General features: G+C 65.4%; 23 protein-coding genes. 10 read left to right on the top strand and 13 right to left on the bottom strand.

The features are described 5' to 3' along the window. Nucleotides 1–73: 73 nt before the first annotated feature. Nucleotides 74–490 (bottom strand): DUF5318 domain-containing protein, encoded by a 417-nt coding sequence (locus OHQ90_RS04010; protein ID WP_328407434.1) that lies wholly within the window; start codon nt 488–490, stop codon nt 74–76. A 114-nt stretch (nt 491–604) separates the two neighbouring features. On the opposite strand from OHQ90_RS04010, the gene OHQ90_RS04000 reads away from it, so the two are divergent. The 4 genes from OHQ90_RS04000 to OHQ90_RS03985 all read left to right on the top strand — a co-directional run bounded on the left by OHQ90_RS04000 (nt 605) and on the right by OHQ90_RS03985 (nt 4,309). Beyond that, entirely contained in the window at nt 605–1,723 is a 1,119-nt protein-coding gene (locus OHQ90_RS04000; RefSeq protein ID WP_442941308.1) for a DUF1707 domain-containing protein, read from the top strand. A gap of 7 nt (nt 1,724–1,730) precedes the next feature. Next, a complete protein-coding gene (locus OHQ90_RS03995; RefSeq protein WP_328407433.1) occupies nt 1,731–2,540 on the top strand; it encodes a DUF1707 SHOCT-like domain-containing protein in 810 nt (269 codons plus the stop codon). Nucleotides 2,541–2,667: 127 nt separating this feature from the next. Beyond that, on the top strand, nt 2,668–3,225 hold the full coding sequence (locus OHQ90_RS03990) for a PadR family transcriptional regulator (protein ID WP_328407431.1): 558 nt from the start codon (nt 2,668–2,670) through the stop codon (nt 3,223–3,225). Beyond that, entirely contained in the window at nt 3,218–4,309 is a 1,092-nt protein-coding gene (locus OHQ90_RS03985) for an inositol-3-phosphate synthase (protein WP_328407429.1), read from the top strand. Before OHQ90_RS03990 ends, OHQ90_RS03985 begins: the two co-directional genes overlap by 8 nt. 404 nt (nt 4,310–4,713) lie before the next feature. On the opposite strand, the gene OHQ90_RS03980 is transcribed toward OHQ90_RS03985, so the two are convergent. The 6 genes from OHQ90_RS03980 to OHQ90_RS03955 all read right to left on the bottom strand — a co-directional run bounded on the left by OHQ90_RS03980 (nt 4,714) and on the right by OHQ90_RS03955 (nt 11,675). Beyond that, nucleotides 4,714–5,139 (bottom strand): GyrI-like domain-containing protein, encoded by a 426-nt coding sequence (locus tag OHQ90_RS03980; protein ID WP_328407428.1) that lies wholly within the window; start codon nt 5,137–5,139, stop codon nt 4,714–4,716. A 9-nt stretch (nt 5,140–5,148) separates the two neighbouring features. Continuing rightward, nucleotides 5,149–5,607, bottom strand: coding sequence for a GyrI-like domain-containing protein (locus OHQ90_RS03975; RefSeq protein WP_328407426.1), 459 nt, complete (start codon nt 5,605–5,607; stop codon nt 5,149–5,151). Between the two features lie 183 nt (nt 5,608–5,790). After that, on the bottom strand, nt 5,791–8,121 hold the full coding sequence (locus tag OHQ90_RS03970) for a transglycosylase domain-containing protein (RefSeq protein WP_328407423.1): 2,331 nt from the start codon (nt 8,119–8,121) through the stop codon (nt 5,791–5,793). Between the two features lie 331 nt (nt 8,122–8,452). Next, nucleotides 8,453–9,313, bottom strand: coding sequence for a carbohydrate ABC transporter permease (locus OHQ90_RS03965; protein ID WP_328407421.1), 861 nt, complete (start codon nt 9,311–9,313; stop codon nt 8,453–8,455). Next, nucleotides 9,313–10,287, bottom strand: coding sequence for a carbohydrate ABC transporter permease (locus tag OHQ90_RS03960; RefSeq protein ID WP_442941442.1), 975 nt, complete (start codon nt 10,285–10,287; stop codon nt 9,313–9,315). Before OHQ90_RS03960 ends, OHQ90_RS03965 begins: the two co-directional genes overlap by 1 nt. Nucleotides 10,288–10,373: 86 nt before the next feature. Beyond that, on the bottom strand, nt 10,374–11,675 hold the full coding sequence (locus tag OHQ90_RS03955; protein WP_328407419.1) for an ABC transporter substrate-binding protein: 1,302 nt from the start codon (nt 11,673–11,675) through the stop codon (nt 10,374–10,376). A gap of 181 nt (nt 11,676–11,856) precedes the next feature. Between OHQ90_RS03955 and OHQ90_RS03950 the strand changes: the two genes are divergently transcribed. Beyond that, nucleotides 11,857–12,705, top strand: a complete 849-nt coding sequence (locus OHQ90_RS03950) for a DUF2786 domain-containing protein (protein ID WP_328407417.1) — start codon at nt 11,857–11,859, stop codon at nt 12,703–12,705. Then, nucleotides 12,702–13,220: a TIGR04338 family metallohydrolase gene (locus OHQ90_RS03945; protein ID WP_328407415.1), complete on the top strand. Its 519-nt coding sequence runs from the start codon at nt 12,702–12,704 to the stop codon at nt 13,218–13,220. The genes OHQ90_RS03950 and OHQ90_RS03945 overlap by 4 nt, the downstream gene beginning before the upstream one ends. Before the next feature lie 134 nt (nt 13,221–13,354). Here the strand turns inward: OHQ90_RS03945 and OHQ90_RS03940 are convergent, their stop codons facing one another. Genes OHQ90_RS03940 through OHQ90_RS03930 form a run of 3 tightly spaced genes read right to left on the bottom strand, consistent with a single transcriptional unit; the run spans nt 13,355 to nt 15,830 of the window. Further along, complete coding sequence (locus OHQ90_RS03940; RefSeq protein ID WP_328407413.1) at nt 13,355–14,347, bottom strand: o-succinylbenzoate synthase; 993 nt, start codon at nt 14,345–14,347, stop codon at nt 13,355–13,357. Between the two features lie 59 nt (nt 14,348–14,406). Beyond that, nucleotides 14,407–15,210 (bottom strand): SDR family oxidoreductase, encoded by an 804-nt coding sequence (locus OHQ90_RS03935; RefSeq protein WP_328407411.1) that lies wholly within the window; start codon nt 15,208–15,210, stop codon nt 14,407–14,409. Further along, nucleotides 15,207–15,830 carry a TetR/AcrR family transcriptional regulator gene (locus OHQ90_RS03930; RefSeq protein ID WP_328407409.1) on the bottom strand — a complete coding sequence of 208 codons (624 nt, stop codon included), beginning with the start codon at nt 15,828–15,830 and terminating at the stop codon, nt 15,207–15,209. Before OHQ90_RS03930 ends, OHQ90_RS03935 begins: the two co-directional genes overlap by 4 nt. Nucleotides 15,831–15,922: 92 nt before the next feature. Between OHQ90_RS03930 and OHQ90_RS03925 the strand changes: the two genes are divergently transcribed. After that, entirely contained in the window at nt 15,923–16,246 is a 324-nt protein-coding gene (locus OHQ90_RS03925) for a hypothetical protein (RefSeq protein ID WP_328407407.1), read from the top strand. Between the two features lie 82 nt (nt 16,247–16,328). Here the strand turns inward: OHQ90_RS03925 and OHQ90_RS03920 are convergent, their stop codons facing one another. Continuing rightward, nucleotides 16,329–17,498 (bottom strand): thiolase family protein, encoded by a 1,170-nt coding sequence (locus OHQ90_RS03920; RefSeq protein ID WP_328407406.1) that lies wholly within the window; start codon nt 17,496–17,498, stop codon nt 16,329–16,331. Nucleotides 17,499–17,599: 101 nt separating this feature from the next. Here OHQ90_RS03920 and OHQ90_RS03915 point away from each other — a divergent pair, with 101 nt between their 5' ends. Beyond that, nucleotides 17,600–18,118, top strand: a complete 519-nt coding sequence (locus OHQ90_RS03915) for a winged helix-turn-helix transcriptional regulator (protein WP_442941307.1) — start codon at nt 17,600–17,602, stop codon at nt 18,116–18,118. Between the two features lie 22 nt (nt 18,119–18,140). On the opposite strand, the gene OHQ90_RS03910 is transcribed toward OHQ90_RS03915, so the two are convergent. Both OHQ90_RS03910 and OHQ90_RS03905 read right to left on the bottom strand, forming a co-directional pair. Further along, nucleotides 18,141–18,788, bottom strand: coding sequence for an NADPH-dependent F420 reductase (locus tag OHQ90_RS03910; RefSeq protein ID WP_328407403.1), 648 nt, complete (start codon nt 18,786–18,788; stop codon nt 18,141–18,143). Nucleotides 18,789–18,891: 103 nt separating this feature from the next. Continuing rightward, on the bottom strand, nt 18,892–19,965 hold the full coding sequence (locus OHQ90_RS03905; protein WP_328407401.1) for an ABC transporter ATP-binding protein: 1,074 nt from the start codon (nt 19,963–19,965) through the stop codon (nt 18,892–18,894). Nucleotides 19,966–20,236: 271 nt separating this feature from the next. On the opposite strand from OHQ90_RS03905, the gene OHQ90_RS03900 reads away from it, so the two are divergent. Together OHQ90_RS03900 and OHQ90_RS03895 are read left to right on the top strand one after the other, a co-directional pair. Further along, nucleotides 20,237–20,533 (top strand): hypothetical protein, encoded by a 297-nt coding sequence (locus OHQ90_RS03900; protein WP_328407399.1) that lies wholly within the window; start codon nt 20,237–20,239, stop codon nt 20,531–20,533. A 258-nt stretch (nt 20,534–20,791) separates the two neighbouring features. Beyond that, complete coding sequence (locus OHQ90_RS03895; protein ID WP_328407397.1) at nt 20,792–23,419, top strand: ATP-binding protein; 2,628 nt, start codon at nt 20,792–20,794, stop codon at nt 23,417–23,419. Nucleotides 23,420–23,462 lie beyond the last annotated feature (43 nt).

The raw sequence follows: 23,462 nt of genomic DNA, 5'->3' as shown, positions 1-23,462 counted from the left end.
GATGCGGTTGTGATCACCGCGGCGGACGCGTGCAGGCTCCGCATGTCATCCAACGGGTAGATGACCTGGCACATTATTCGGCAGCGCGCCGGTTTGCCCGGGTACCTGTGCGACGGCGCGTTGGCGCCGGAGCGGTACCGAGCACGTAGGACTGCACCAGATGATTCCAGCTGCAGCTCCGGCATACCTCGACGACATGGACGGAGAACTCCTCGCGACTCTCGGCGAGCCGTACCAATTCCTCCGGTGTGCGAGCCGAACCTGCCATAGCTCCGAGGCCGTCGCCGTAGACCCAGGATACGAGCGTGAGTTGCTCTTTCCGGCAGATAGGGCATGTGACCTCGCTCCCCCGGCCGTGGAACTTCGCCGCACGCAGCAGGTAGGGATTCGCATCACACACCTCGGCGACACCGACACGGCCCGCATAGACGTCAGCCAGCAGCGACCGACGCCGGAGCGCATAGTCGACCACTTGCCGCTGAATTCGCACGAGAACCAGAGTAGCGGTGATGGAAACGGGCCGCGCTGGGCAATGCGGGATTGCCGGGCCGGTAACCGGGTCCGAACTGGGGCGTCATGGGCATGAGCCGACTACTATTCGGCTGTGTCCACAGCAGCATCCGGGCGCACGCGAGCGCGTGACCTCGACCGCGCGAATACCTGCAGCGTGCTGGATGCCGCATATGCCGAAGGACAGCTCGGCGCCGACGAATATCACGACCGAACAGCGCAGGCCACGGCAGCCAAGACGCTCGGCGAGTTGGCGCGGGTGGTCGGCGATCTGCAAGCGCCGGCGGCCGTGCGCGATCTCGTTGCGGCCCGGCCCACCCCGCCGCGAAATCTGTTGCGTCGCCCCAGATCTGGGGATGGTTATCCCGGTCACACTCGGGCCGGCGACCGCGATCGCGCCACCACCATCGAGCTGCTGGACAGCGGACGCCGCGACGGCCAGCTCACCGAGGAAGAACACGAGACACTCACCGAACTGGCCGCAGCGGCCACAACGCTGGGAGATCTGGCCGGACTCGTCGACGATCTACAGCGGCCGACCGACGCAACGCCGCTAGCGCGGCCGCCGCACTCGAGTCGACTTCAGCGGTATTTGATCGCGGTCTCGGTGGCCATCGCCGGCGCGGCAGCCGCCGGGTTCGCACTGACCATCGGAGTCTCGGAAACCGAAGCAGCGCCCGTGGCGCCCGTCGCCGCCCGCACGCCCGATCTGGGCGCTGTCCAACCGGTGGTGGTCGTGACGCCCGATATCCTTACCGCCGAGGGTCTTACGCTGTTCTTGCAGCGGTACCGGGAAAAGTTCGGCGACCTACAAGTCGACGAACTGACCCTGTTCGACGATTACGCCCGCATCTCACGTGCGGTGCCCGGTCAGCCGAACCGGGTGATCAGCTATGACTATCGCGGCGGATTCCAGCAGAGCGGCGCGGTCACCGGCCGCAAGGCCGGCACGTCCGCCGCCGATCTGGCCGAGCTGAATCTGGCGGCGCTGTCCGATGCGCTTGCGAAAGCGCCTGGCACCCTGCGGGTGCCGAACGGCGCTGTGACCCATATGGCAGTCGAGGTCAACGATTCCGGCACCTACAGCTACTACGGCATCGCCAAGGACCGGCCGTTCGTCTCGATCTATGCGGGCAACAAGTTCAACGAGTCCGGCCACATGATTCTGACCCCGGCGGGCGAGGTCACTCGTGCGTGGCCGTTCGAAGGATGACCGGGTAATGGCGACAACACGATACGGCGGAATTCGAGCCCGCGACACCGACCGTGCGGATGTGTGCGGCCTGCTCGACGCCGCACTGGCCGAGGGTCAGCTCACCGATGACGAGCACACCGCGCGCACCGCAAAGGCCATGCGGGCCACGTCCTTCGGTGAACTGGACGGCATTGTCGGGGATCTGCAGATCCCCGACAACCTCGTCGATGCTCCCGTCGTCCGGGTGGATCGCCGCCGCCCTCGGCGCTGGTTGGTGCCGTTGGCCGGCATCATCGCTGCCGCGGTTTTCGGTGCAGCGGTCGGCGGCATCACCCGGTGCGCGGGCGACGGGCCCGGATCGCTCGGGTCCGCCGAGCACGTGCCGGTGCTCACTACCGGTGCGGGTCTTGCGTACTTCATCGCCGAATATCGCGCCGAGTTCGGGGATACGAAGGTCGACAAGGTGACGTTGTATCCCGAATACGTGCTCTTCGAACGGCAAGCGGCCGGCAACCCGGCCGTGACCGCCCGCTATCACTACGACGGAAGTTTCCGGAAGCCGACGACAACCACCGGCCGCAAACCCGATGTGCGCACCCTGGATCTCGCCGTCATGGACGTGCGTGCGCTCGCTGGGCTCCTTGCGGGTGCTGCGCAGACGACGAAGACGCCGGGCGGCACCGTGACCCATGCCAGCGTTGAGTTCGACCCCAGCGCCGCTGCCGATGCCGAGCCCGTCCTCCAGATTTATACGAAGAACGAGACCAATGCCTCGGGCTTCATGACCGTGACGTTCACCGGAGAGCCCCTCCGGGTCTCCACCCCCAGTCACTAGCACTCCTCACCACCTGCGCAGACACCTCATCTGTCAGCAAGGGCTGTCCCTGGTTATATCGCTCCGATATAGTCAGAAGTCGCATCCATCGGTTAGGTCTGTACACAAGTCAGGGAGGTGAAGCCCGATGCTCGAGCTGGCAATTCTCGGGCTGCTCCTCGAATCGCCCATGCACGGGTACGAGCTGCGCAAGCGACTCACCGGATTGCTCGGGCCGTTTCGGGCCTTCTCCTACGGGTCGCTCTACCCGACGCTGCGCCGAATGCAGGCAGACGGGCTGATTGCGGAGGAGAACGCCGCAGGCGTCGCGATGCGCCGGGCGCGGCGGGTCTACCAGCTGACATCGACGGGGCGGGAGCGGTTCACCGAACTGCTCGCCGACACCGGACCGCAGAACTACACCGACGACGGCTTCGGCGTCCACCTGGCGTTTTTCAGTCGCACCCCCGCGGAAGCGCGGATGCGAATTCTGGAGGGCAGGCGGCGGCAGGTCGAGGAGCGACGAGAAGGACTGCGGGAGGCGATAAAGAAGGCCAGCGGGTCGCTGGATCGCTACACCCGACAGCTCCACCAACTCGGTCTGGAATCAAGCGAGCGCGAAGTGCGCTGGCTCAACGAGTTGATTGCAGCGGAGCAATCGACGAATGCGGCACCACAGAAAGAGGGAAACATCGGCCATGACTGAAACGAACCAGGCTGACACAGTTCGCGTGGCCATCGTGGGCGTGGGCAACTGCGCATCTTCTTTGGTCCAGGGCGTGCAGTACTACAAGGATGCCGACGAAACCGCGACCGTGCCGGGCCTTATGCACGTCAAGTTCGGCAAGTACCACGTCCGCGACGTCAAGTTCGTCGCTGCTTTCGACGTCGACGCCAAGAAGGTCGGCTTCGACCTGTCCGAGGCGATCTTCGCCAGCGAGAACAACACCATCAAGATTTCCGATGTGCCGCCGAGCGACGTCGTCGTACAGCGCGGCCCGACCCTCGACGGCATCGGCAAGTACTACGCCGAGACCATCGAGCTGTCCGAGGCCGAGCCGGTCGACGTGGTCAAGGTGCTGAAGGACAACAAGGTCGACGTCCTGGTGTCCTACCTCCCGGTGGGCTCGGAACAGGCCGACAAGTTCTACGCGCAGTGCGCCATCGACGCGGGTGTCGCCTTCGTCAACGCGCTGCCGGTGTTCATCGCCTCGGATCCGGAGTGGGCCGCCAAGTTCACCGATGCCGGTGTTCCGATCGTCGGCGACGACATCAAGAGCCAGGTCGGCGCGACCATCACCCACCGCGTGATGGCCAAGCTGTTCGAGGACCGCGGCGTGCAGCTCGACCGCACCATGCAGCTGAACGTCGGTGGCAACATGGACTTCAAGAACATGCTCGAGCGGGAGCGGCTGGAGTCGAAGAAGATCTCCAAGACCCAGGCCGTCACCAGCAACCTGAAGAAGGAACTCGGCGCCAACGATGTGCACATCGGCCCGTCCGATCACGTCGGCTGGCTCGACGACCGCAAGTGGGCCTACGTCCGGCTCGAGGGCCGTGCCTTCGGTGACGTGCCGCTGAACCTGGAGTACAAGCTCGAGGTGTGGGACTCGCCCAACTCCGCGGGCATCATCATCGACGCGGTGCGCGCCGCCAAGATCGCCCTCGACCGCGGTATCGGTGGACCGGTCATCCCGGCCTCGGCGTACCTGATGAAGTCCCCGCCCAAGCAGCTGGCGGACGACGTCGCCCGCACCCAACTCGAGGCATTCATCATCGGCGCTGAGTAGTTTTGGCAGCGCCTGCGGCGCTGCGTGTTCGCGGCCCCCTTGGTCTCGCTTCCGAGCCGTCGAGACTCGCGACTTCGTCGCATGCGCTTCGACGACTCGGAAGCGAGACGGGCCGCGAACTCTAGGGCTCGGTCTCGCTGCGCTCGGAAGACATCATCGTGCCGAATGGACGCGTTGGTGGCGATCTTGCGACTTTGGTCGAGGCGCTTCGGCGGCCGTGGAGGTGGGATGCGCCGCGAACTCGAGTGCTCGATCTCGCTTTGCTCGGAGGGTGTCATCGTGCCTAGTTGGGCGTCGGTGAGGATCTCGCGATTCCATCGGCCGCCTCTTGCGGGTGGGTAGGACAGCGCACAATCGAGGGCTGGGTGCGAATATCCGCACCCAGCCCTCGATTGTTTCGAGCATCAATCCAGTGAGACGTAGACCTCGACCGAGGTCGGGCCGGTGTAGCGCTCGATCTCGGCAGTGTGTGAGCGGGTGATGGTGCCCGCGCTTTCGGCCTTGCGGACTTGGGCCCATGCGGTGCGCAGCAGGTCGTAGGGCTTGTCGGAGACGACGAATTTCGCGTAGCGGCCCTGGGGCACCCGGGTCACGACGTCGCCTGCGTCCATGTCCTCCATCGCCGCGACCTCGTATCCGAGCACGGCGACCGCGTGATCGTTCTGGCCGATGTAGGCGGCTACGCGCGCTACGTTCTTCTCTCGTGCCAGGTATCTGTCCCAGGTGAAGTTCACCAGGTCCAGGTCGCGTGCGCTCACCTCGCGACCGGCGAGTGGCACCGTGAGTCCGGCGACCAGGCTCTCATCCAATGTGACTATCTCGAAGTCCACAGCCCGTTCCTACTCGTCGATCTGATCGTCTGCCAGTGCCACGAACACCTCGACCGTGCGGGCATCCGGATAGTGCTCCGAATCGCCGGTGTAGGCGCGCACGAACCTGCCTGCGGCCTCCGCGTCCCATACCGCGCGCCAGATCGACACGATGGTGTCACCGAGGTTGTCCCCGCTCGCCGTGAACCGGGCGAATCTGCCCGCGGGCACCCGCGCGAGCACATCACCGGGCAGTAGGTCGGCGAGGGACCGGCAGCGGTAGCCGACGATGTGGGTCAGATACGAGTTGATCTCGGGCGCGTGGTCGACATATGCGGTCGTTGGTGGCCCGGGCAGCGAGCGGGCCAGATTGCGCTTCCACGCTTCTTCGACCCTCGCGCGGCGCGGCCCTTCGACCGCGAGCGCGGGGCTGCGAAGTACTGTTCCCGCCACCAGCGTCTCGGGACGGTCAACGACATTGAAATCCACCGGCGTAGCCCCTATGTCTAGTCTTTCGTCGTCGCTCGAGCGCATATCCTTCCGCATCGTGCCCGCGGCATCGGCGTCGACCCGGTTCGGTGCCGGGTCGAGGCCCTCGCTTTCGCTCTCACTCTGGCAAACGATGCTGCCACGTCATCCGTTCCCGGTGGGAGCGTGGGCGCACATTCGACATCATCCCGGTACCGGGACGCTCAATCCTGGGAAAATCTCCACTTGTTTGGGGGCTTGCGGCGCGGGCGGGATCACGATGACCGGCTCCTGCGACTGACTCTCCGGCGGATTCAGAATGTCGTAGCTACCGCCGGAGGGCTTGCTCGGCTCCTGCGACTGACTCTTCGGCGGATTCAGAATGTCGTAGCTACCGCCGGAGGGCTTGCTCGGCTCCTGGCCGCCCGCGGCGGGGAATTGCTCCACGGGTGTGTCGTCGAGTGCGCCGTCCATCATCTGTTTCCAAATGTCGGCGGGCAGCCCGGAACCGTAGATGTCAGCTCCGCGTGCGGTCTGGATCGGCTGGGATTGTTCGGTGCCGATCCATACCGCGGTGGACAGCGACGGGGTGAAGCCGATCATCCACGCGTCCTTGTTCGACTTCGTGTCGTTGAGTTGGGTGGTGCCGGTCTTGGCGGCCGAGGGGCGGCCGCCGGCCAGATTGTGGCCGTTCGAATACGCCGCGATGGGTGTCATCGCCTGGATGGTGCTGTCGGCGATGGCGCGCGGGATGCGCTGCTGTCCCGGCGGCTGCTGCTTGCCGACCTGCTGTTCGGACGCGCCGCGGTCCAGCAGCACCCGGCCGTCGCCGGTCACCACCCGCTGCAGGAAGTAGGGCTGGTGGTACACACCGGAATTGGCGATTGTCGCGTACGCGGAGGCCATGTCGATGGGGCGAACCAGGTATTGGCCCAACACGATTCCGTTCAGCGGATGTCCGTCCTCCTCGGTCAGCGTTTTGCCTGCCACACCGGAGATCTCCTCCGGGATACCCGCTTGATGGGCCGCGTCCGCGATGGCTTTCGGTCCGTCGAACATCATCATCGTCAGCCGGTAGAAGCTGGTGTTCAGCGACCGCTTCAACGCTTCGGCGATGGTGCACCTGCCGCACGACTCGCCGTCCACATTGGTGATCTTGGTGCCGTGGTCGGTCACCGGTGAACTGTCGAGCACGCGCGAGAGCGGAATGCTCTGCTGCTGTGCGGCGATCATTGCGAACACCTTGAATGCGGACCCGGTCTGCAGCGGCGCCTGTGCGAAGTCGTAGCCGAGGCCGTCGTTGCCGCCGTAGTACGTGCGCACCGCGCCGGAACGCGGGTCGATCGATACCACCGCACTACGCAGCTCGGGCGGCTGCGGATCGAGCCGGTCGTGCACAGCGCCGAGCGCGGATTGCTGTGCTCGCGCATCGATGGTGCTGGTGATCTGTAGCGCACCGGTGTTCAGGTCCCGCTCGCTGATCCCGGAGGAGTGCAGCTCGCGCAACACCTGCGCGCGGATGAGGCCCTCCGGACCTCGGGCCACGTTCTCGTCGGGGATCTGGGAGATCGGGACGATCGGCGGGAACACCGTCGCGTCGCGGTTGCCCGGCGCGAGCACCCCCATCTCGACCATGCCGTCGAGCACGTACTTCCAGCGGGCCGTGAGCTCGGGGAGATGGGTTTCCGGGTCGAGGATCGAGGGCGTGCGGATGACCGCGGCGAGCACCGCGCCCTCGGCCAGGGTCAGCTGTGGCACCGGCTTGGCGAAGTATGCCTTCGCCGCCGCGGCGATACCGTAGGCGCCGCGCCCGTAATAGATGGTGTTGAGGTAGGCGGCGAGGATGTCGTCTTTGCTCCACTGCCGCGCCATCTTTGCCGCGATGACCAGCTCGCGCATCTTCCTGGTGAGGGTGCGTTCGGAGCCGAGGAAGGCGTTTTTCACATACTGCTGGGTGATGGTGGAACCGCCGCCCGCGTCCCCGCGCCCGAGCAGGTTGTCGCGAGCGGCGCGCAGGAATCCGGAGGTCGAGTAGCCGGGGTTGCTGTAGAAATTACGATCTTCGGCCGAGAGCACCGCGTCGCGCATCGGTTTCGGTACGTCACTCAACGGTATCGGGGTCCGATTGCCTTCGGGGGGAACAACCTTGGCGATGACCGTGGTCCCGTCCGAGGCGAGGATGGTGGCGATCTGGTTGGTCTGCACCGATGTCGGATCGGGGATTTCCGCGCTCCAGTAGACGAGCACGCAGAGCACCGACGGCACCGCGACGAAGATGATGAACAGGGCAAGCATCAGCCGCCGGAATCGTTCGCCGCGGGTGCGTTGCGGCCGCTCGGCCGGGGCGGGGACCGGCTTGGCCGGTGTGGTCGTCCGGCGTGATCTCGGCGGGCGAGTGGACCGTTTGCGGTCGGTGCGGGTGGTCGTCCGCTCTTTCCATCCGGCGATGGAGGCATACGGTGCGGCCGACGACTTGCCCCGCGCGCGCCTGGGATTACCGCGTCTTCGCCGCTTGCCGAACGAGCTCACGATCATCTCCTCCCGGAGCGTCGGTCAAACTCACCTGCACGGATAACGATCGGAAACCGGGCTACAACCCTGGCACATTGTCGTCCCCGCCAGGCCGCAGCGACCCGCGAGCATATCACCGCAAGTCAGCCCAAACGGCCCGTTCGGCCTGCTTTTGTTTTGAGAGATCCCGAAAGAATTGACTACCGCGGAGCGAGTCTTACGAGCGACCGTTTGCGGCCGGCTCGTGTCCGAGTGGCCGAAGCGCATGCGACGAAGTCGCGAGTCTCGGCCGCTCGGACGCGAGCCTTGGGGGCCGCGAACACGCAGCGCCGCAGGCGCTGCACATCAGATACGGTCAGCTCTTGACGCCGCCCGCGGTGAGACCGGAGATGATGCGGCGCTGGAACAGCAGCACCATGATGACCAGCGGAATGGTGACCATTGTGCCCGCGGCCATGATGGCGGCGTAGGGCTGCACCAAGGGGTTGTTGCCGGAGAAGCGCGCGATCGCGACGGTCACCGGTTCGGTCTTGTCGCTGGAAAGCAGTCGCGCCAAAAGGTATTCGTTCACCGCGGCGATGAACGCGAGGATTGCGGTGGTGAACACCGCCGGCGCGGCCAGTGGCAGCATCACCAGCCGGAACGCCTGCAACTTGGTCGCGCCGTCGATGCGCGCGGCCTCCTCGAGCTCCCACGGCAGCTCCGCGAAGAACGAGGCGAGGATGTAGACGGTCATCGGCAGCACGAACGAGATGTTCGGGATGATCATCGCCTGGTACTCGCCGATCCAGCCCAGATTGGTGAACAGCTGGAACAGCGGCGTGACCAGCACGACCACCGGGAACATCGAGGCGCTCAGGATCAGCCCGGACACCAGGTACTTGCCCTTGAAGGTGAGCCTGGCCAGCGCGTAGGCGGCCAGCACGCCGAGCACCAAGGCGAACACTGTGGTGGCCGCGCCGATGACCACGCTGTTGAGCAGCGCCTTGCCGAAATCGTTGCCGCGGCTGGTGTCGAAGGCGTTGCGGAAGTTCTCGAAGGTGAGATGGGTTGGCCACGGGGTGTTGTCGAAGGTGAAGTCCGGATCGCGGAATGCCGTGACGGCCATCCAGTAGAACGGTCCGAGGCCCCACAGCAGCACGATCAGCGCACCGAGGTACAGCCGCACGGAACCGAGCCGCTTGGTCCAGGGGGTCGTGGGGGTCGTGGTGGCCATCAGTGCGCCTCCCGCTGTTCTTCCTGGGTCCGAACGGCATTCGCACCCAAGACCTTCACCAACAGGAACGCCACCGCGAAGATGAGCAGGAAGGTTATCGTCGACAATGCGGCCGCACTGTTCGGGCCTTGACGGACCTGCTCGACCACCAGCGCGGAGATCGGGCGGGTCGCCGGGTTGCCGAGCGTCATGATCGCGGGCAGGTCGTAGAGGCGAAGTCCGTCCATCGTCCGGAACAGCACCGCGACCAGCAACGCGGGCTTGAGCAGTGGCAGGGTGATCTGAGTGAAGCGCTGCCAGGCCGATGCGCCGTCGACCTTGGCGGCCTCGTAGACGTCGGCCGGGATTACCTGCAGGCCTGCGAGCAGCAGCAAGGCCATGAACGGCGTGGTCTTCCACACGTCGGCGGCGATCACCGCGAACCGCGCGGGCCACGCCTCGGAGGTCCACAGGATGTGCGTGCCGAGCAGCCGGTTCACCACCCCGTCGTACTGGAACATGAACTCCCACAGTCGCGCCGTGACCGCGGTCGGGATCGCCCACGGAATGAGCACCGCCGCCCGCAGCAGGGCCCGGCCACGGAAGGTCTTTCCCATCACCATCGCCATGCCGAGGCCGAGTGTCGCCTCGAGGGTCACGGTGATCACCGTGAAGAACAGCGTCACGCCGATCGCGAGCCAGAACTGCGATCCGAGGTTGCCGGTGGGGCAGGACACCGTCTCGCCGCCGGCCTGACACTGCTGGAACAGCCAGTGGGTGTAGTTCGAGAATCCGGCGCTACCGCCCTCGACGAACATCCCGGTCGCCGGATCCAGCCCGGCATCCTTCTGGAACGACATGAAGATCGCCCGGAACACCGGGTAGCCGACGACGACGGCCAGCGTTATCAACACCGGCGTGACGAATAGCCACGCCTTACCGGAACTCCGAAGCTGCAAAGCCAATGTTCCACCGAACCCGCGCTTCGGCGGCAGGTGGCCGTCGCTCGACACGCGGGTGGTCGTTCCCGAAGGATCCGACACCGTATCTCTCTCCTACAGGGCTGGGCTGGTCCGGTTCGCTATGAGCCGGCTGTCTCGATGCCCTTTTGCATACCGGTGATCGCGTCGTCGACAGACTTGGTTCCGTTCAACGCGGCGTAGGCGTTGTCCTGGATGGCCTTCGACACCGCTGGATAGAACGGAGTCACCGGGCGCGGCACTGCGCTGGCGATCGATTCCTTGAGTGCGGGCAGGAACGGCATCTTCGCGATGAGTGCCGGATCGTCGTACATCGATGCACGCACCGAGGGCAGCGCGCCTGCGGCGACGATGTGCTGCGCGTCCTCGCTGATGAGGAAGCGAAGGAAGTCGAGCGCGGTGGCCTTGTTCTTGGAGAACGCGCTGATGGCGGCGTTGTAGCCGCCGAGGGTCGAGGCACCGACGCCGTTCTCGCCGGGCAGCGGCGCGACCCCGAACTTGTCCTTCACGGCCGAGGATTCCGAGCCGGCGTCACCGAAGGTGGAGGGCCAGCTGCGCAGGAACATGAGCTTGCCCTGGGTGAAGGCGGCGCCGCTCTCCGGCTCCTTGAAGGTGATGGCTTCCTTGGGGATATCGCCGCTCTTGTACGCGTCGACCAGCTGCTTCAGTCCGGCGCGGGACTGCGGGCTGTTCACCGTCGGGGTCTTGCCGTCGGCGCCGACGAAGGTACCGCCGAAGGCGTTGATCACCTCGGCGGTGTTCACCGTCAAGCCCTCGTACGGTGCGAGTTGGCCTGCGTAGCAACCGATGTTGTTCTGCTTGGCGACCGGACACTGCGCCAGCATTTCGGTCCAGGTCTTCGGCGGGTTGGGCACCAGGTCCTTGCGATAGAACAGCAGGCCGCCGTTGGTGTTTCGGGGCGCCGCGTACAGGACGTTGTTGTAGGTGGCGCTGGCGACCGGCGGCGAGAGCAGCGCGGAGGTGTCGATGGAGAAGGTATCCCGCAGTGGCTGGATCCAGCCCTTCGCGGCGAACTCGGCGGTCCACGGCACGTCCATGGCGAACACGTCGTAGCTGGACTGCTTGGAGCGCATGTGCTCGACGAGGTCGTCGTACTGCTGCGAGGCGTCGTTCGACTGCTCCTTGAACGTCACCTGCTCGTCGGGATGCGACGCGTTCCAGCGCTCGATCAGCTGCTTGACCGCACCCGTCTCGGTGGTGTCCTTGCCCTCGACATAGGTGATCGGACCGCGGCCGGTGAGGTTCTGGCCGGTTGGATTGCCCCCGCTGTCGCTGGAGCACGAGGCCGTGAACGTCGCCGCCAGCAGCGCCACCGAGGCAGCAGCCAGCGCCGCTCGAGGCATTAGCGACGAACGCAGGGACGACACCTTCTTCAAAGCCATCGCGAACACTCCAAGGGTCGAGACGTGAGCACCAGCACACCAGAGGTGCACAACGCAAGATACATGGTGTTCATGTGCCACGCCGGATTACGCCTACCGTTTGTGCGGTTGTATGGTCACTCGTCCAAACGCAGGTCTGTGGTCGTACTAGGTCCGGGACAGCCTATTAGGCTTGGGCCCGATGACTTCGCCGAATGCGGTTCCCGACCGGATGCTCACCCGGATCGGTGGGCTGTTGCGCAAGGCCGAATCCACCGATAACGAACACGAGGCCGAGGCCTTCCTCGCGGCCGCGCAACGGCTGGCGACCAAATCCTCGATCGACCTGACGGTGGCTCGCTCGCACGTCGCGGGTCGCGAACGCAGGCCGACACCGGTGCAGCGGATCATCCCGATCGGCCAGCCGGGCAAAAAGGGATTGCGCACCTACGTGCAACTGTTCGTCGCGATCGCGGCCGCCAACGACGTGCGCTGTGATGTTGCGCGGACCTCCACCCAGGTTTACGCCTACGGTTTCGATTCCGATATCGACACCTGCGAGGCCCTATATGCCAGCCTGCTCGTGCAGATGGTGCGGGCATCGGATCAGTACATCAAATCGGGGCAGTACCGAACCGCGACAGTGGAGAAAGTTGTCACCGAAAAGCGGTGGGGACGAAGGGTGCAACGCCGAGTGCAGGCGCCGGTCGCGGCAGTGACCGCCAGGCTGAACTTTCAGATGGCCTTCGCCGCGCGGATCGGGCGCCGACTGGCCGCGGTGAAGGCCGAGGTCGAGGCGGAGATCGTGCCGGACACCTCGGCGGCCGGCACCGCATTGGCCCTGCGCAACAAGGAAATCGAGCTCACCGACTTCTACTCGCAAACCTCCGAGGCACGCGGCACCTGGCGTGGCCCACAGGCCTCGGCCGGTCATTCGGCGGCGGCGCGCCGAGCGGGTGACGCTGCGGGTCGGGCGGCCCGGCTCGGCACCTCGCCCGAACTCGGTGCGGCCCGCGGGCAACTGGCACGGGGCGAGGGCACATCGCTATGAGCCCGCGAGACAGCCAGCGCGCCAAGGTATATGACGCCGAGCAGCTGGTGCGCAGGGTGTTCGACCGGGCCGACGAGCACGGCAATCGCACGGTCGAGCTCTACGGATCGCACCTGACGCTGCCCATCGAGCGCCGCTTCGCCACTGTCGATTCGGTGCAGACCTATGCGGACAAGGTTCTCGGGCTCAATTGGGTTCGTGCGCAGTGGGATCGAGCCGAGGTGGCCGTGCGCGTCCGGTCGCGGGCCGGTACTACCGCTGCGCATTACGAGGTCGAGGACGCGGTTCTCGCGGTGCCGTTGCATACCGGAGGCACCGCGTGGGCGCTGCGCGAACTCGTTGTGCTGCATGAACTCACCCACCATCTGGAGCCCGCGCCCGCTTCGGTGGCGCCACACGGTCCGGAATTCTGTAGTCGCTATCTGGATCTGGTCGACGGTGTCATCGGACCGGAAGCGGCGTTGGTGCTGCGGGCAACGATGCTGGGGTGTGGTGTGCGGTTGGGGCCCGGCTGACTCGCCGGGGTACCACGAATGTCGACTCGAACCGCTCCGCTCTCCGGATGGGCCGATCCGCGACATCCGGTCGGTCCCGCTTCCGGCTGCCGGATCGGGCGGGCCGCTGCCCGGTCGCGTTTGCGGCCGCAGCCTCAGGACAGCAGCTTGCTCACTCGGTCGAAGCGGTTGTGCCACCAGGTGATCCGGTCCCGGTCGGGATGTCGATAACGCTCGAGCAAAGCCGGGTCTGGTTGCGGCGGTGTCCGTGGCACGGGCAGGAAGCCGTCGACCGGGCGCAGCGATTCGGCGACCACGTCGCCTTCGAACAGGGCGGTCGTGCCGAGCCCGCAGGCGAAGTCGAGTTCGGGCAGTGCACCGGCCAGGGCGAGCTGCGCGGCAAGGCCGACGCTGGTTTCCAGGGCGGAGGACACGACACACGGCAGGCCCGCGGCCGCGGCGACCTGTAGCGCGCGTCGTACGCCACCCAGTGGCGTGCACTTGAGGACCGCAATATCGGCCGCGCCCGCGACGGCGACCCGCAGCGGATCCTCCGCCCGGCGAATGGATTCGTCGGCGGCGATGCGCACACCCACCCTGCGGCGCACCGCAGCCAGTTCCTCGATCGTCCGGCACGGCTGTTCGACATACTCCAAACCGCCTGCCGCGCTGTCGATCCTGCCGATATTGACAATCGCGGTATCCACATCCCACACCGCGTTGGCATCCACCCGAATCGCACCGTCGGTCCCGAGCGCCGCCCGCACCGCCGCAACGCGGGCGACGTCTTCGGCGAGCGATTCGGGATGGTCGGCGACCTTCACCTTGGCGGTGCGGCATCCGGACTTCGCCACGATGTCGTATGCGCGCTCGGGGTCGACGGCGGGCACGGTGCAATTGATGGGGACCAGCTCGCGCACCGGTTCCGGCCAGCCCACCGTGACCTGCTCCATCGCGGTGGCCAGCCAGCCGGTCGCTTCGCGATCGTCGTACTCGGGGAACGGGCAGAACTCGCCCCACCCGAGCGGTCCACGCAACAACATCCCCTCGCGCACCGTGATGCCGCGGAAGCGGGTCCGCAGCGGAATGGCGTACACGATGGTCTCGGTGATGGCGTCGGTGTCGGCGGTGATCACCATCGTCACCATACGGATGGGGATCGGCTACTCGTTTCGGCCTCGTCGCTATGAGTAGTTTCGCAACGCGGTCAGCGGAAGTCGGCGATGTGGTCGATAGCCCACTGCGCGTATGTCCGCGCGGGTGCGCCGGTCACCGACTCGGAGGTGGGGCCGACCGACGCCGGCGCGGTCCCGGCTTCGGCCCACATGTCGAGCACCGGTTTGTACAGGAACTCCGCTGCCTGCTCGTAGCTCAGCTCGACCAATTCCACCGGTGCACCGATGGCCGCGGCGATGTGCTCGACCATGCTGCGCTGCGACAGCGATTCGGGTCCGGTCAGTGGATAGATCTTGCCCGCATGCCCCGGCACGGTGAGTGCGGCGACGGCCGCGGCCGCGATGTCGGCCTCGTGGATGGGGTTCAGCTGCAAGCCCGGAAAGGGCAGGCGCGCAACCCGTTCCGACTTGATCGAGGACGCCCACCAGCGGGAGTTGGCCGCGAATGCGCCCGGCCGCAGCACGGTCAGCGGCAGGCCGGATTCCTGTAGTGGCCGCTCGACGGCGAGATGCTGCGCGCCGATCGTATTGTCTTCGCTTTCCGCCGCGATCGAGGACAGTAGCGCCACGTGTGCGACCTCGCCGGCCTGTGCGGTGTCGATGAAGTTCTCGATGCCTTCGGGTGCGGCGTACACAAAGGCCCGGTCCACGCCGTCGAGCGCGGCGGCCACCGACGCGGGGTCGGTCATGTCGAGGCCGACCAACTCGACCCCGTCGGGCACGGTGGTCTTGGTCGGATCGGAACTGGCTGCCCGCACCGACTTTCCTGCGGTGAGCAACTGGTCGATGACGGCGCGGCCGACAATGCCGCGGGCGCCGGTGACGAGGTAGGTCACGGGGTGTCTCCTTCGAAATCTGGTGCAGTGAGATGAGCGAGGATCCGGCGCAATTGTGCGCCGTAGCGTTGTTCGAATTCCGGTGTCTGTGGATCGATCCCGAACAGTTCGCGGACCTGCGCAGGCAGCAGCAGCGGCGCGATCACCATGCCTATCACCGCGAGCTGGAACGACGCGGGATCGAGATCGGCAGCGATCTCCCCGCACTCCTGCCGCCGCCGGGTGATCTCCAGGTCTGCCTCGTGGATCGGCTTCCGGGTGGTCTCCGGCGCGTCGTCGGACAAGCCCCGCCACATGAGCAGCCGGATGCCACGCGGGTCGGCGAGGGCGTGCCGCAGATATCGGGTCAGGACTTCGCCGAGCGGCAGCGACGGGTCGGCGAAATCGGCTTCCTGCTCCAGCCATTGCCGCTGCAACGCCTGATAGAGCCCTTCTTTGCCGCCGAAGTAGTAGGTGATCAGCTGCTTGTTGACCCCGGCGCGGGTGGCGATGTCGCCGACGCGCGCCCCTGCGTACCCGCGCGCCGAGAACTCGTCGAACGCGGCATCGAGCAGGCAACGCTTGGTTCGTTCGGCATCACGTACGCGGGAGCCGGGCTCAGGGGCGCGGTGTGTGGGCACCCGACCAGGCTAACCAATAATTTTACAAATGGCTAATTAATTTAGACATACGGATGATTCGGTTGGCTTCGGCACCCGTCATGCTTGGGGGTATGACGTGGGATCGAGCGCACCGGTTGCTGGATCTTGTGCGCGCTATCTTCGGCTCGCTGATCAGCATCGGATTCGCATGGACGACCGCTGCTTTCGTGCCGCTGTACGAACTCGTGGCGGATGTGGGTGAAATGCGACGGCTGTCGGTGGCCTATGGCGTCGCCTGGGCCGGCATCGCAATGTCGTTGGCATACACAGCGATGCTCTTACTGACGGCAGTGCGGGCCCGCAGGCCCATCGGCTGGACGCCGCTCGTTGCGCTGCCGCTGCTGGCCGGAGCATGGGTCGCCGGTTTCCTGGTCGCGATCGTCGTCTCCGGGTGAACGACACGCCCGTCGCACCGAGTCGATGCGACGGGCATTGTCCGTCCCGGACGGTTGTCTTCAGGATTCGGATCCTTCGATATCAGAGCCGTTCGAGGATGGTGGCGTTGGCCAATCCGCCTGCCTCGCACATGGTTTGCAGGCCATAGCGCGCGCCGCGGTCCTGCATAGCGTGGACCAGGGTGGTCATCAGGCGCGCGCCGGAGGCACCGAGCGGGTGACCGATGGCGATGGCGCCGCCGTTGACATTCACTTTGCTCAGGTCGGCGCCGGTGTCGTGCGCCCAGGCGAGAACGACGGGGGAGAACGCCTCGTTGATCTCGATGAGGTCCATGTCCGAGAGCTGGAGACCGGCGCGTTGCAGGACCTTTCGGGTGGCCGGGATGACCGCGGTGAGCATGAGCAGCGGATCGTCGCCCGCGACCGCGAAGCTGTGCAGCCTGGCCAGCGGGGTCAGGCCGAGCTCACGGGCACGTTCGCCGGTCATGATCAACACCGCCGCGCTGCCGTCGCTGACCTGGCTCGCCGTTGCCGCGGTGATCTCCCATCCGATCTGTGGGAAGCGGGCGGCCATGGCCTCGTCGTAGTAGGCGGGACGCAGCTTGCCGAGAGTTTCCAGGGTGCTGCCGACCCGGATGCCTTCGTCGGTGTGCAGGCCGTTGATCGGCGCGAGTTCTTTGGTGAACAGGCCGTTCTTCGTTGCCAGTGCGGCTTTTTCGTGGCTGGCCAGCGCGAACTCGTCCAGCTGCGTGCGAGTCAGTCCCCATTTGGCCGCGATCAGCTCGGCGCTGATGCCCTGGGGGACGAGGCCATCGGGATAGCGCTCGGCGAAACCGACACCGGACAGATCTTCGGATCCGATCAGGTTGGCGCCCATGGGAATTCGGCCCATCGACTCGACACCTCCGGCGACGACGATGTCGTAGGCGCCGGCGATGACCCCCTGGGCGGCGAAGTGGATGGCCTGCTGGCTGCTGCCGCATTGCCGATCGACGGTGGTGGCGGGCACCGATTCCGGATAGCCCGCGGCCAGTGCGGCGCGCCGTGTCATATTGGCGCCCTGCTCGCCGACCTGGGTGACGATGCCGCCGATCACGTCGTCGATGAGCACCGGATCGATGCCGCTGCGGTCCACCACCTCGCGCAGGCTGTGCGCCAGTAGATCCACTGCGTTCACGTTGTGCAGCGCCCCGTTCGGCTTGCCCTTGCCGATCGGTGTGCGTACCGCCTCGACGATCACTGCGTCTCTCATGGTGGTTCCTTCCGGACCGCGAGCCGGACCCCTTCGTCTGGCTCTATTGGCTTATAGTCAGGTTAACGCCTGGGTATAGTCGACTCAAGCCAGCTGTCGCTATGATGTTCGTCATGGCAGCCGTGATGGAAGGACCGTTGGCCGATCTGAGCTCGTGGAAACCCGAGGAATGCTCGATCGCGAAGGCGATGGATCTTGTCGGCACCCGCTCGGCGGTCCTGATCCTGCGCGAGGCCTACTACGGCACCCGGCGCTTCGACGGTTTCGCCGCACGGGTCGGCATCACCGATGCGGCCGCATCGGGCCAGCTCCGGAAGCTCACGGAGGCGGGTCTGCTGGCCAAGCAGCCGTACCGAGAAGCGGGCAGGCGCACGCGCCACGAGTATGTGCTGACCGACATGGGCCGCGACCTACTACCCGCGGTGCTCGCACTGATGCAGTGGGGCGACACGTACCTGCAGCCGGGACCAGCACCGTTGCTGCTGGTAGAGGGGTCGAGCGGCGCGCCGGTCCGGGTTCAGGTGCGCAGCGAGACCGGCAATGAGATCGCGCTCGAGGAGCTCGGCATTCGGCTCAATCCGGATTATGCGCGCGCAGGCCGGGGGCGCCGGGCCGAGTAGCTCCGCCCTGCCGAGCCGGTCGTCAGCCGGTGACGACCGCGTAGTTGATGTCCTCGATACCCAGCTTGCTGTGCAGCGACACCCACAACAGCACGAGTGGCTCGGTGCTGCGGGCGGTTTCGAGGGCGCCGAGATCGATGATCTGCTCGCTGGTCCAGCCGAAGGAATGGAGCAGGGCGGCCACTTCGGACTTGGCGGACTCGTCATCGCCACTGAGAAACACGTTGTGCCGACCCGAAATTCGGGACGGGTCCACCATCAGCTGGTTGTTCATCGTGTTGAGGGTCTTCACGACCCGCGCCGCTGGGAAGGCCAGCTGTAGCTGCTCCGCCACACTGCCCGCCTCGGGGATGACCAGCTTGGGCGGAAACCCGCCGGAGAAGTCCAGCGCGTTCGATACATCCACGATGACCTTGCCACTCAGATTCGCCGCGCCTGCGGCGGTGAGCGCGGCCAGCGACGCCGTGCCCGACGTCGCATTGATCACCAGCTCGGCGTCCGCCGCCGCCTCGGCGAAGGTGCCGTGCGCGCCGCCGGTTTCGCCCGCCCACGCGGTGGCAGCGGCGTTGTCGGCGGTGCGGGAGCCGAGCGTCACCGCGTGACCGAGCTCGACCAGCTTGCTCGCGAGCCTCCTGCCGACTTCTCCGGTGCCGAGGACCGCTACCTTCATTGCCTGCTCCTACCGCGGGGGACGTATCCGCGGACCCGAGTGTAAGAACGCCGTGCCCCGTTCACCAGCTGTTCCGCGTTGGGCGAACGGGGCTTTCGCGGGTTCAGGAGAGGCGACGTCCGTCTGCGGCCGAGAAGAAGTAGGTGTGCTCGGCGGAGGTGGACAACCGCACCCGGTCGCCCTTCGCCGGCGGGCTGCGCCAATCTGCCCGCGCCACAATGGTTTCCCCGGTGTCCCCATCCACGGCGCGGCCGTAGATGTAGGCGTCGGAGCCGAGCTCCTCCACCACGTCGACCTCCAACTCGATCCCGGTGTCACCGCCGAGCTCGAGATGCTCCGGCCGGATGCCGACGACCACCGAGCCCTCGGCCGCGTCGGCGACCGAGCGGGGGACCGGCACCGGGTGCCCGCCGAGGGAGACCGCGCCCTCGGCGACCGGCAGCGTGAACAGATTCATGGCTGGTGAGCCCATGAACCCGGCGACGAACATGTTCGCCGGATCCCGGTACAGATCGCGCGGCGTCGCGCACTGCTGCAGCAGCCCGTCCTTGAGCACCGCGACCCGATCGCCCATGGTCATCGCCTCGACCTGGTCGTGGGTGACGTACACGGTGGTGGTGCCGAGGCGACGCTGCAGCTGGGCGATCTGGGTGCGGGTCTGCACCCGCAGCTTGGCATCCAGATTCGACAGCGGCTCGTCCATCAGGAACACCTGCGGCTGGCGCACGATCGCGCGGCCCATCGCGACACGCTGGCGCTGACCACCGGAGAGCGCCTTCGGTTTGCGATCCAGATACGGCTCGAGGTCGAGCAGCTTGGCCGCCTCCAGCACCCGCTTTTCTTTGTCCGCCTTGGCGACTTTGGCCAGCTTCAACGCGAAGCCCATGTTCTCGGCGACGGTCATGTGCGGGTACAGCGCATAGTTCTGGAACACCATCGCGATATCGCGTTCCTTGGGCTCCGCGTGCGTGACGTCGTTGTCGCCGATCAGGATTCGCCCGCCGTCGACCTCTTCGAGACCGGCGAGCATGCGCAGCGAGGTCGACTTGCCACAGCCGGACGGACCGACCAGAACGAGGAATTCACCGTCCGCGATCCCCAGATCCAGGGCGTCGACGGCTGGTTTGTTGCTGCCCGGGTAGAGCCGGGTAGCGCTTTCAAAGGTCACCGTAGCCACGGCAGATCACTTCCCTTCGCCGGTTGGAACACGCGAAAGGGTGCGATTTCGCAACAGCAGCGTGGTCACGGGGTCGAAGGCTACCGTTGCTGGTTGCGCATGACGGAAGTGGTTCATGTTGTCCTCTCACCGGCAGGAACGTGCCGGACGATCCGAGTAAGGGGTTGAGCGGCGATATTACTGGATCTGCTCGATTCGTGCTCGAAATGCTCGAGTTCGCGCGCACGCAGCGGCTGTGTGCTCGATCGGCGCAGACGGCCAACACTGGGTCGTGCGGTTGCTGACCGGACGTGTCGGCGTGTGTTCTCGACAATCGTGCTGGTCGGTACGTGGTGAGGTCGACATTGCCGCCACCGCAATCGGCCACAACGGTAATGCATCAACGGATCTCGTCTGGACTCCGGACATTGTCGCCGATGTCGTGGATCGCGGTGTGGTAGAGCTGCTTAATGAGCAATGCGACAATTTTCTCCGCTGCGCGATCGCTCTCGTCGACGGCCTGAACCCCACGCCGATCTGCATTGCTCGCCGCGCGCCGCCGCAGCGACAGCTTTCAGTTTGTAGTTGACCATCCCCCTGATTGGTGTGGCGGACCTTTCTCTGTTCCTTGGCTTCGGCGCCCAAGTGCCGACCTTGCCCGGTGGCCCGAGAACTACGCCGCTGGTTTCACAAGCAGTCGAATGTCTTTGCCGCACTATTGAAATCCGCGCATTCCGGTAGATTGGCGCCATAAAAGAAGCATGCAACGCCGAAAATAAAGGTTGCTGAAAACTGTCGATAGACCAGTCTTGACAGTATCTCCCGCAGGAGGACTACTGTCCATAATGTGTCCGTCAAGCGGGTGGACCGGGGTGGTGACGTATCGGCGGCGAATGGTTTCGTCGGCCGTGAGGCCGAGCTGGACAGAATCGTCACCTTATTGCTGCGTTCGGTGCCGTTGGTGACGTTGATCGGGCCGGGTGGGGTCGGGAAGACCCGGCTTGCGGCTGAGGTTGTGGGTCGTTATCAGCGGGCCAGGCATGTGACGGTGCGGTGGGTGCGGCTGGCGCGTTTGGTGAAGGGTGCCGACGTCGCCGCGGTTGAGGAGGAGATGGCTCAGCGGGTGGTCGATACGGATTTTTCGGGGAGATCGGCGTGGGATGCGCTGGTTGATTCGGTTACCGAGACGGATGCGGTCGGGCGGACGGTGCAGACCGTTTTGGTGGTGGACAACTGTGAGCATGTGATCGACAGTGCCGGTGTCGTGATCGCCCGGTTGCTCGAGTCGGTGCCAGGGTTGAGCATCCTGGCGACCAGTCGTGAGGCGATCGGGTGGGTTGATGAGCAGTTGGTGGAGGTTCCGCCGTTGTCGCGGCAGCAGGCTGTGGCGTTGTTTCGGCAGCGTTCTGAGCTCACTGGTCATCCCGTCGCCGATAACGACCAGATCGCCACGGCTACCAAGATCTGTCGCCATATACACAATCATCCGTTGTATATCCGGTTGGCCGCTGCGCGGTTGATACACCAGCCGCTCGCGGTGATCCTAGAGGAATTGAGTGGTGAAGAGACTGGTGATAAGCGGATGCGGTGGTCGCATGGTCCGCGAGTGGGCGCCGAGTCACGCCACCGGGGGGTCAGTGACGTCATCGCCTGGTCCTACGACCTGTGTCAGGACAAGGAACGTCTGCTCTTGGACCGGATGTCGGTGTTCGCCGCCGGATACGACACCAGCCCCGAAGACAAGAAAGACAACCGTGCTCTCGTGGGAGTAGACCTAGAGGCAATCGAGGTCATCTGCTGCGACGATGAGAGGCCAGATGGCGACAGAAAGCACGACGGTGGCGTGAGTGTGAGGCTCGCGCGGGGGGAGATCGAGGGTCTGCTCGAGCGGCTGGTCGATCAGTCGCTAGTGTCGGCGCACATCACATCGACCACCACGCGGTATTTCCTGCTGGAAAGCCTGCGAATCTTCGCTGCGCGACGACTCCGAGAACGCACCGCCGGCGAGGTGGACGAACCAGCGCGGCTGGCTGCACGACACCGCCGGTATTACCGGGACAAAGTCGTGTATGCGGCGGCCAACTGGTTCGGCCCCGCCGAGCAGGAATTTCTGTACTGGGCCCGAGCGGCTTGGGACAACATTCTGACCGCAGTCGAGGGAAGCATCACCACCCCGGGCGACTCCGCTCTCGGTTTGGAGATCTGCGTCGGGCTGCTCGCGCTGCGCTTGCCGTTCTTCAAAGGGTCAATCCGAGAAACACGACGATCGACCGAACGCGCCTTGGCAGCTACCCACGCGCTGACCCCGCAACCCACCGAGCTCCAAGTACAGGCCATGGCCTGGACCATATTTGTCGTTTTGAGTCAGGGCCTACTCGAGGATGCCGAGTCGATGCTCGAGGAGTGTGTCTGCGCCATTCTGCCGGACCCGGACAGTCGAGTGCACTGGCGGCAGACTCTCGAGAGCGATATCGGGCTGCCCGTCCACGTCGACATGGCCCATGGCCTGGTACTTGCGGCCCGCGGCGACGCCGAGGCCATCACGGTCCTTACCCGGGCGCGGGACAAGTTCTATCGCCTCGGCGATACTGGTGCCGCGGTGACGACCGAAACATTCGCGGCAATGGCGGCAGGGTTGTCAGGAACCGCGCACCAAGCTTATGAGCTCACGCAGCATTGTATGGATAGTCTCGACGCTTCCGCAGCGTCGATGGCGAAATCTTGGGCCCAATTGGCCTTGGCTATCACCTTGACCAAGCACGGCAACCCCACCGAAGCATTGCATGTCGGACGTGACGCGTTAACACATCAACTCCGCACCCGTGATCAGTGGAGTGCGATCCAGTCGGTGCAAATTCGGACGTGGTCCTTGGCGCAACTGATTACCGATTCGATCGAGGCCGGACACGCCGACCGAAACGAGTTGGTCGCGTTGGCCACCGAAACCGCTCGGCTCGCCGGAGGCTCTGCGACACTGGGAGCCCGGCTCGGTATCGAGATCAAAGGGGGACCGCCCTTTGCTGTGGAAAGCGGCAAGGCCGTCGCAGTCGCCCGCGAGGTGCTGGGACGGAGGGCATACGCTGAAGCGGAAAACCAGGGGTTGTTGTTGCGTCCCGAACTGGACGAGGTGCAGCGGTTCGCGATGGGCACACTGTCGATAGACGAGCGCTACGCGCAGCGCCCCACCGGCAAGGCCGCTCTGGTGAAATGGCACGAGTTAACCGGCGCCGAACAGGAAGTGGCGACGTTGGCAGCGGCGAGGTGGACCAACAGCGCGATCGCGGTGCGTCGGGGGAACTCGGTCCGGACTGTCGACGCGCATATGGCCGCGATCTTGCAGAAGCTGATGATCACCTCACGTGAGGAGATCATCAGATTCGTTCCCCAAGACCGCCAGAACCAGGTCCAAGCAGAAGCAGCACGCCGACCCCGGCGACGCCGCGAGCAGCCATACCAACAACACACAAAACGATAGCGAACAGACAACCAGGTCCAGCGACTCTGAACCACCTGGAATC

The organism is Nocardia sp. NBC_00403, assembly GCF_036046055.1.
Taxonomy (GTDB): Bacteria; Actinomycetota; Actinomycetes; order Mycobacteriales; family Mycobacteriaceae; genus Nocardia.
The sequence above is the reverse complement of the archived record's forward strand: the minus strand, read 5'-3'. Positions and strand labels throughout refer to the sequence as shown.

Coding starts and splice junctions, on each gene's coding strand:
- OHQ90_RS03990 (WP_328407431.1), top strand. CDS start 2,668: ATGCTCGAGCTGGCAATTCTCGGGCTGCTCCTCGAATCGCCCATGCAC.
- OHQ90_RS03945 (WP_328407415.1), top strand. CDS start 12,702: ATGAGCCCGCGAGACAGCCAGCGCGCCAAGGTATATGACGCCGAGCAG.
- OHQ90_RS03920 (WP_328407406.1), bottom strand. CDS start 17,498: ATGAGAGACGCAGTGATCGTCGAGGCGGTACGCACACCGATCGGCAAG.
- OHQ90_RS03985 (WP_328407429.1), top strand. CDS start 3,218: ATGACTGAAACGAACCAGGCTGACACAGTTCGCGTGGCCATCGTGGGC.
- OHQ90_RS03950 (WP_328407417.1), top strand. CDS start 11,857: ATGACTTCGCCGAATGCGGTTCCCGACCGGATGCTCACCCGGATCGGT.
- OHQ90_RS03965 (WP_328407421.1), bottom strand. CDS start 9,313: ATGGCCACCACGACCCCCACGACCCCCTGGACCAAGCGGCTCGGTTCC.
- OHQ90_RS03910 (WP_328407403.1), bottom strand. CDS start 18,788: ATGAAGGTAGCGGTCCTCGGCACCGGAGAAGTCGGCAGGAGGCTCGCG.
- OHQ90_RS03915 (WP_442941307.1), top strand. CDS start 17,600: ATGATGTTCGTCATGGCAGCCGTGATGGAAGGACCGTTGGCCGATCTG.
- OHQ90_RS03940 (WP_328407413.1), bottom strand. CDS start 14,347: ATGGTGACGATGGTGATCACCGCCGACACCGACGCCATCACCGAGACC.
- OHQ90_RS03925 (WP_328407407.1), top strand. CDS start 15,923: ATGACGTGGGATCGAGCGCACCGGTTGCTGGATCTTGTGCGCGCTATC.
- OHQ90_RS03955 (WP_328407419.1), bottom strand. CDS start 11,675: ATGGCTTTGAAGAAGGTGTCGTCCCTGCGTTCGTCGCTAATGCCTCGA.
- OHQ90_RS03970 (WP_328407423.1), bottom strand. CDS start 8,121: ATGATCGTGAGCTCGTTCGGCAAGCGGCGAAGACGCGGTAATCCCAGG.
- OHQ90_RS03995 (WP_328407433.1), top strand. CDS start 1,731: ATGGCGACAACACGATACGGCGGAATTCGAGCCCGCGACACCGACCGT.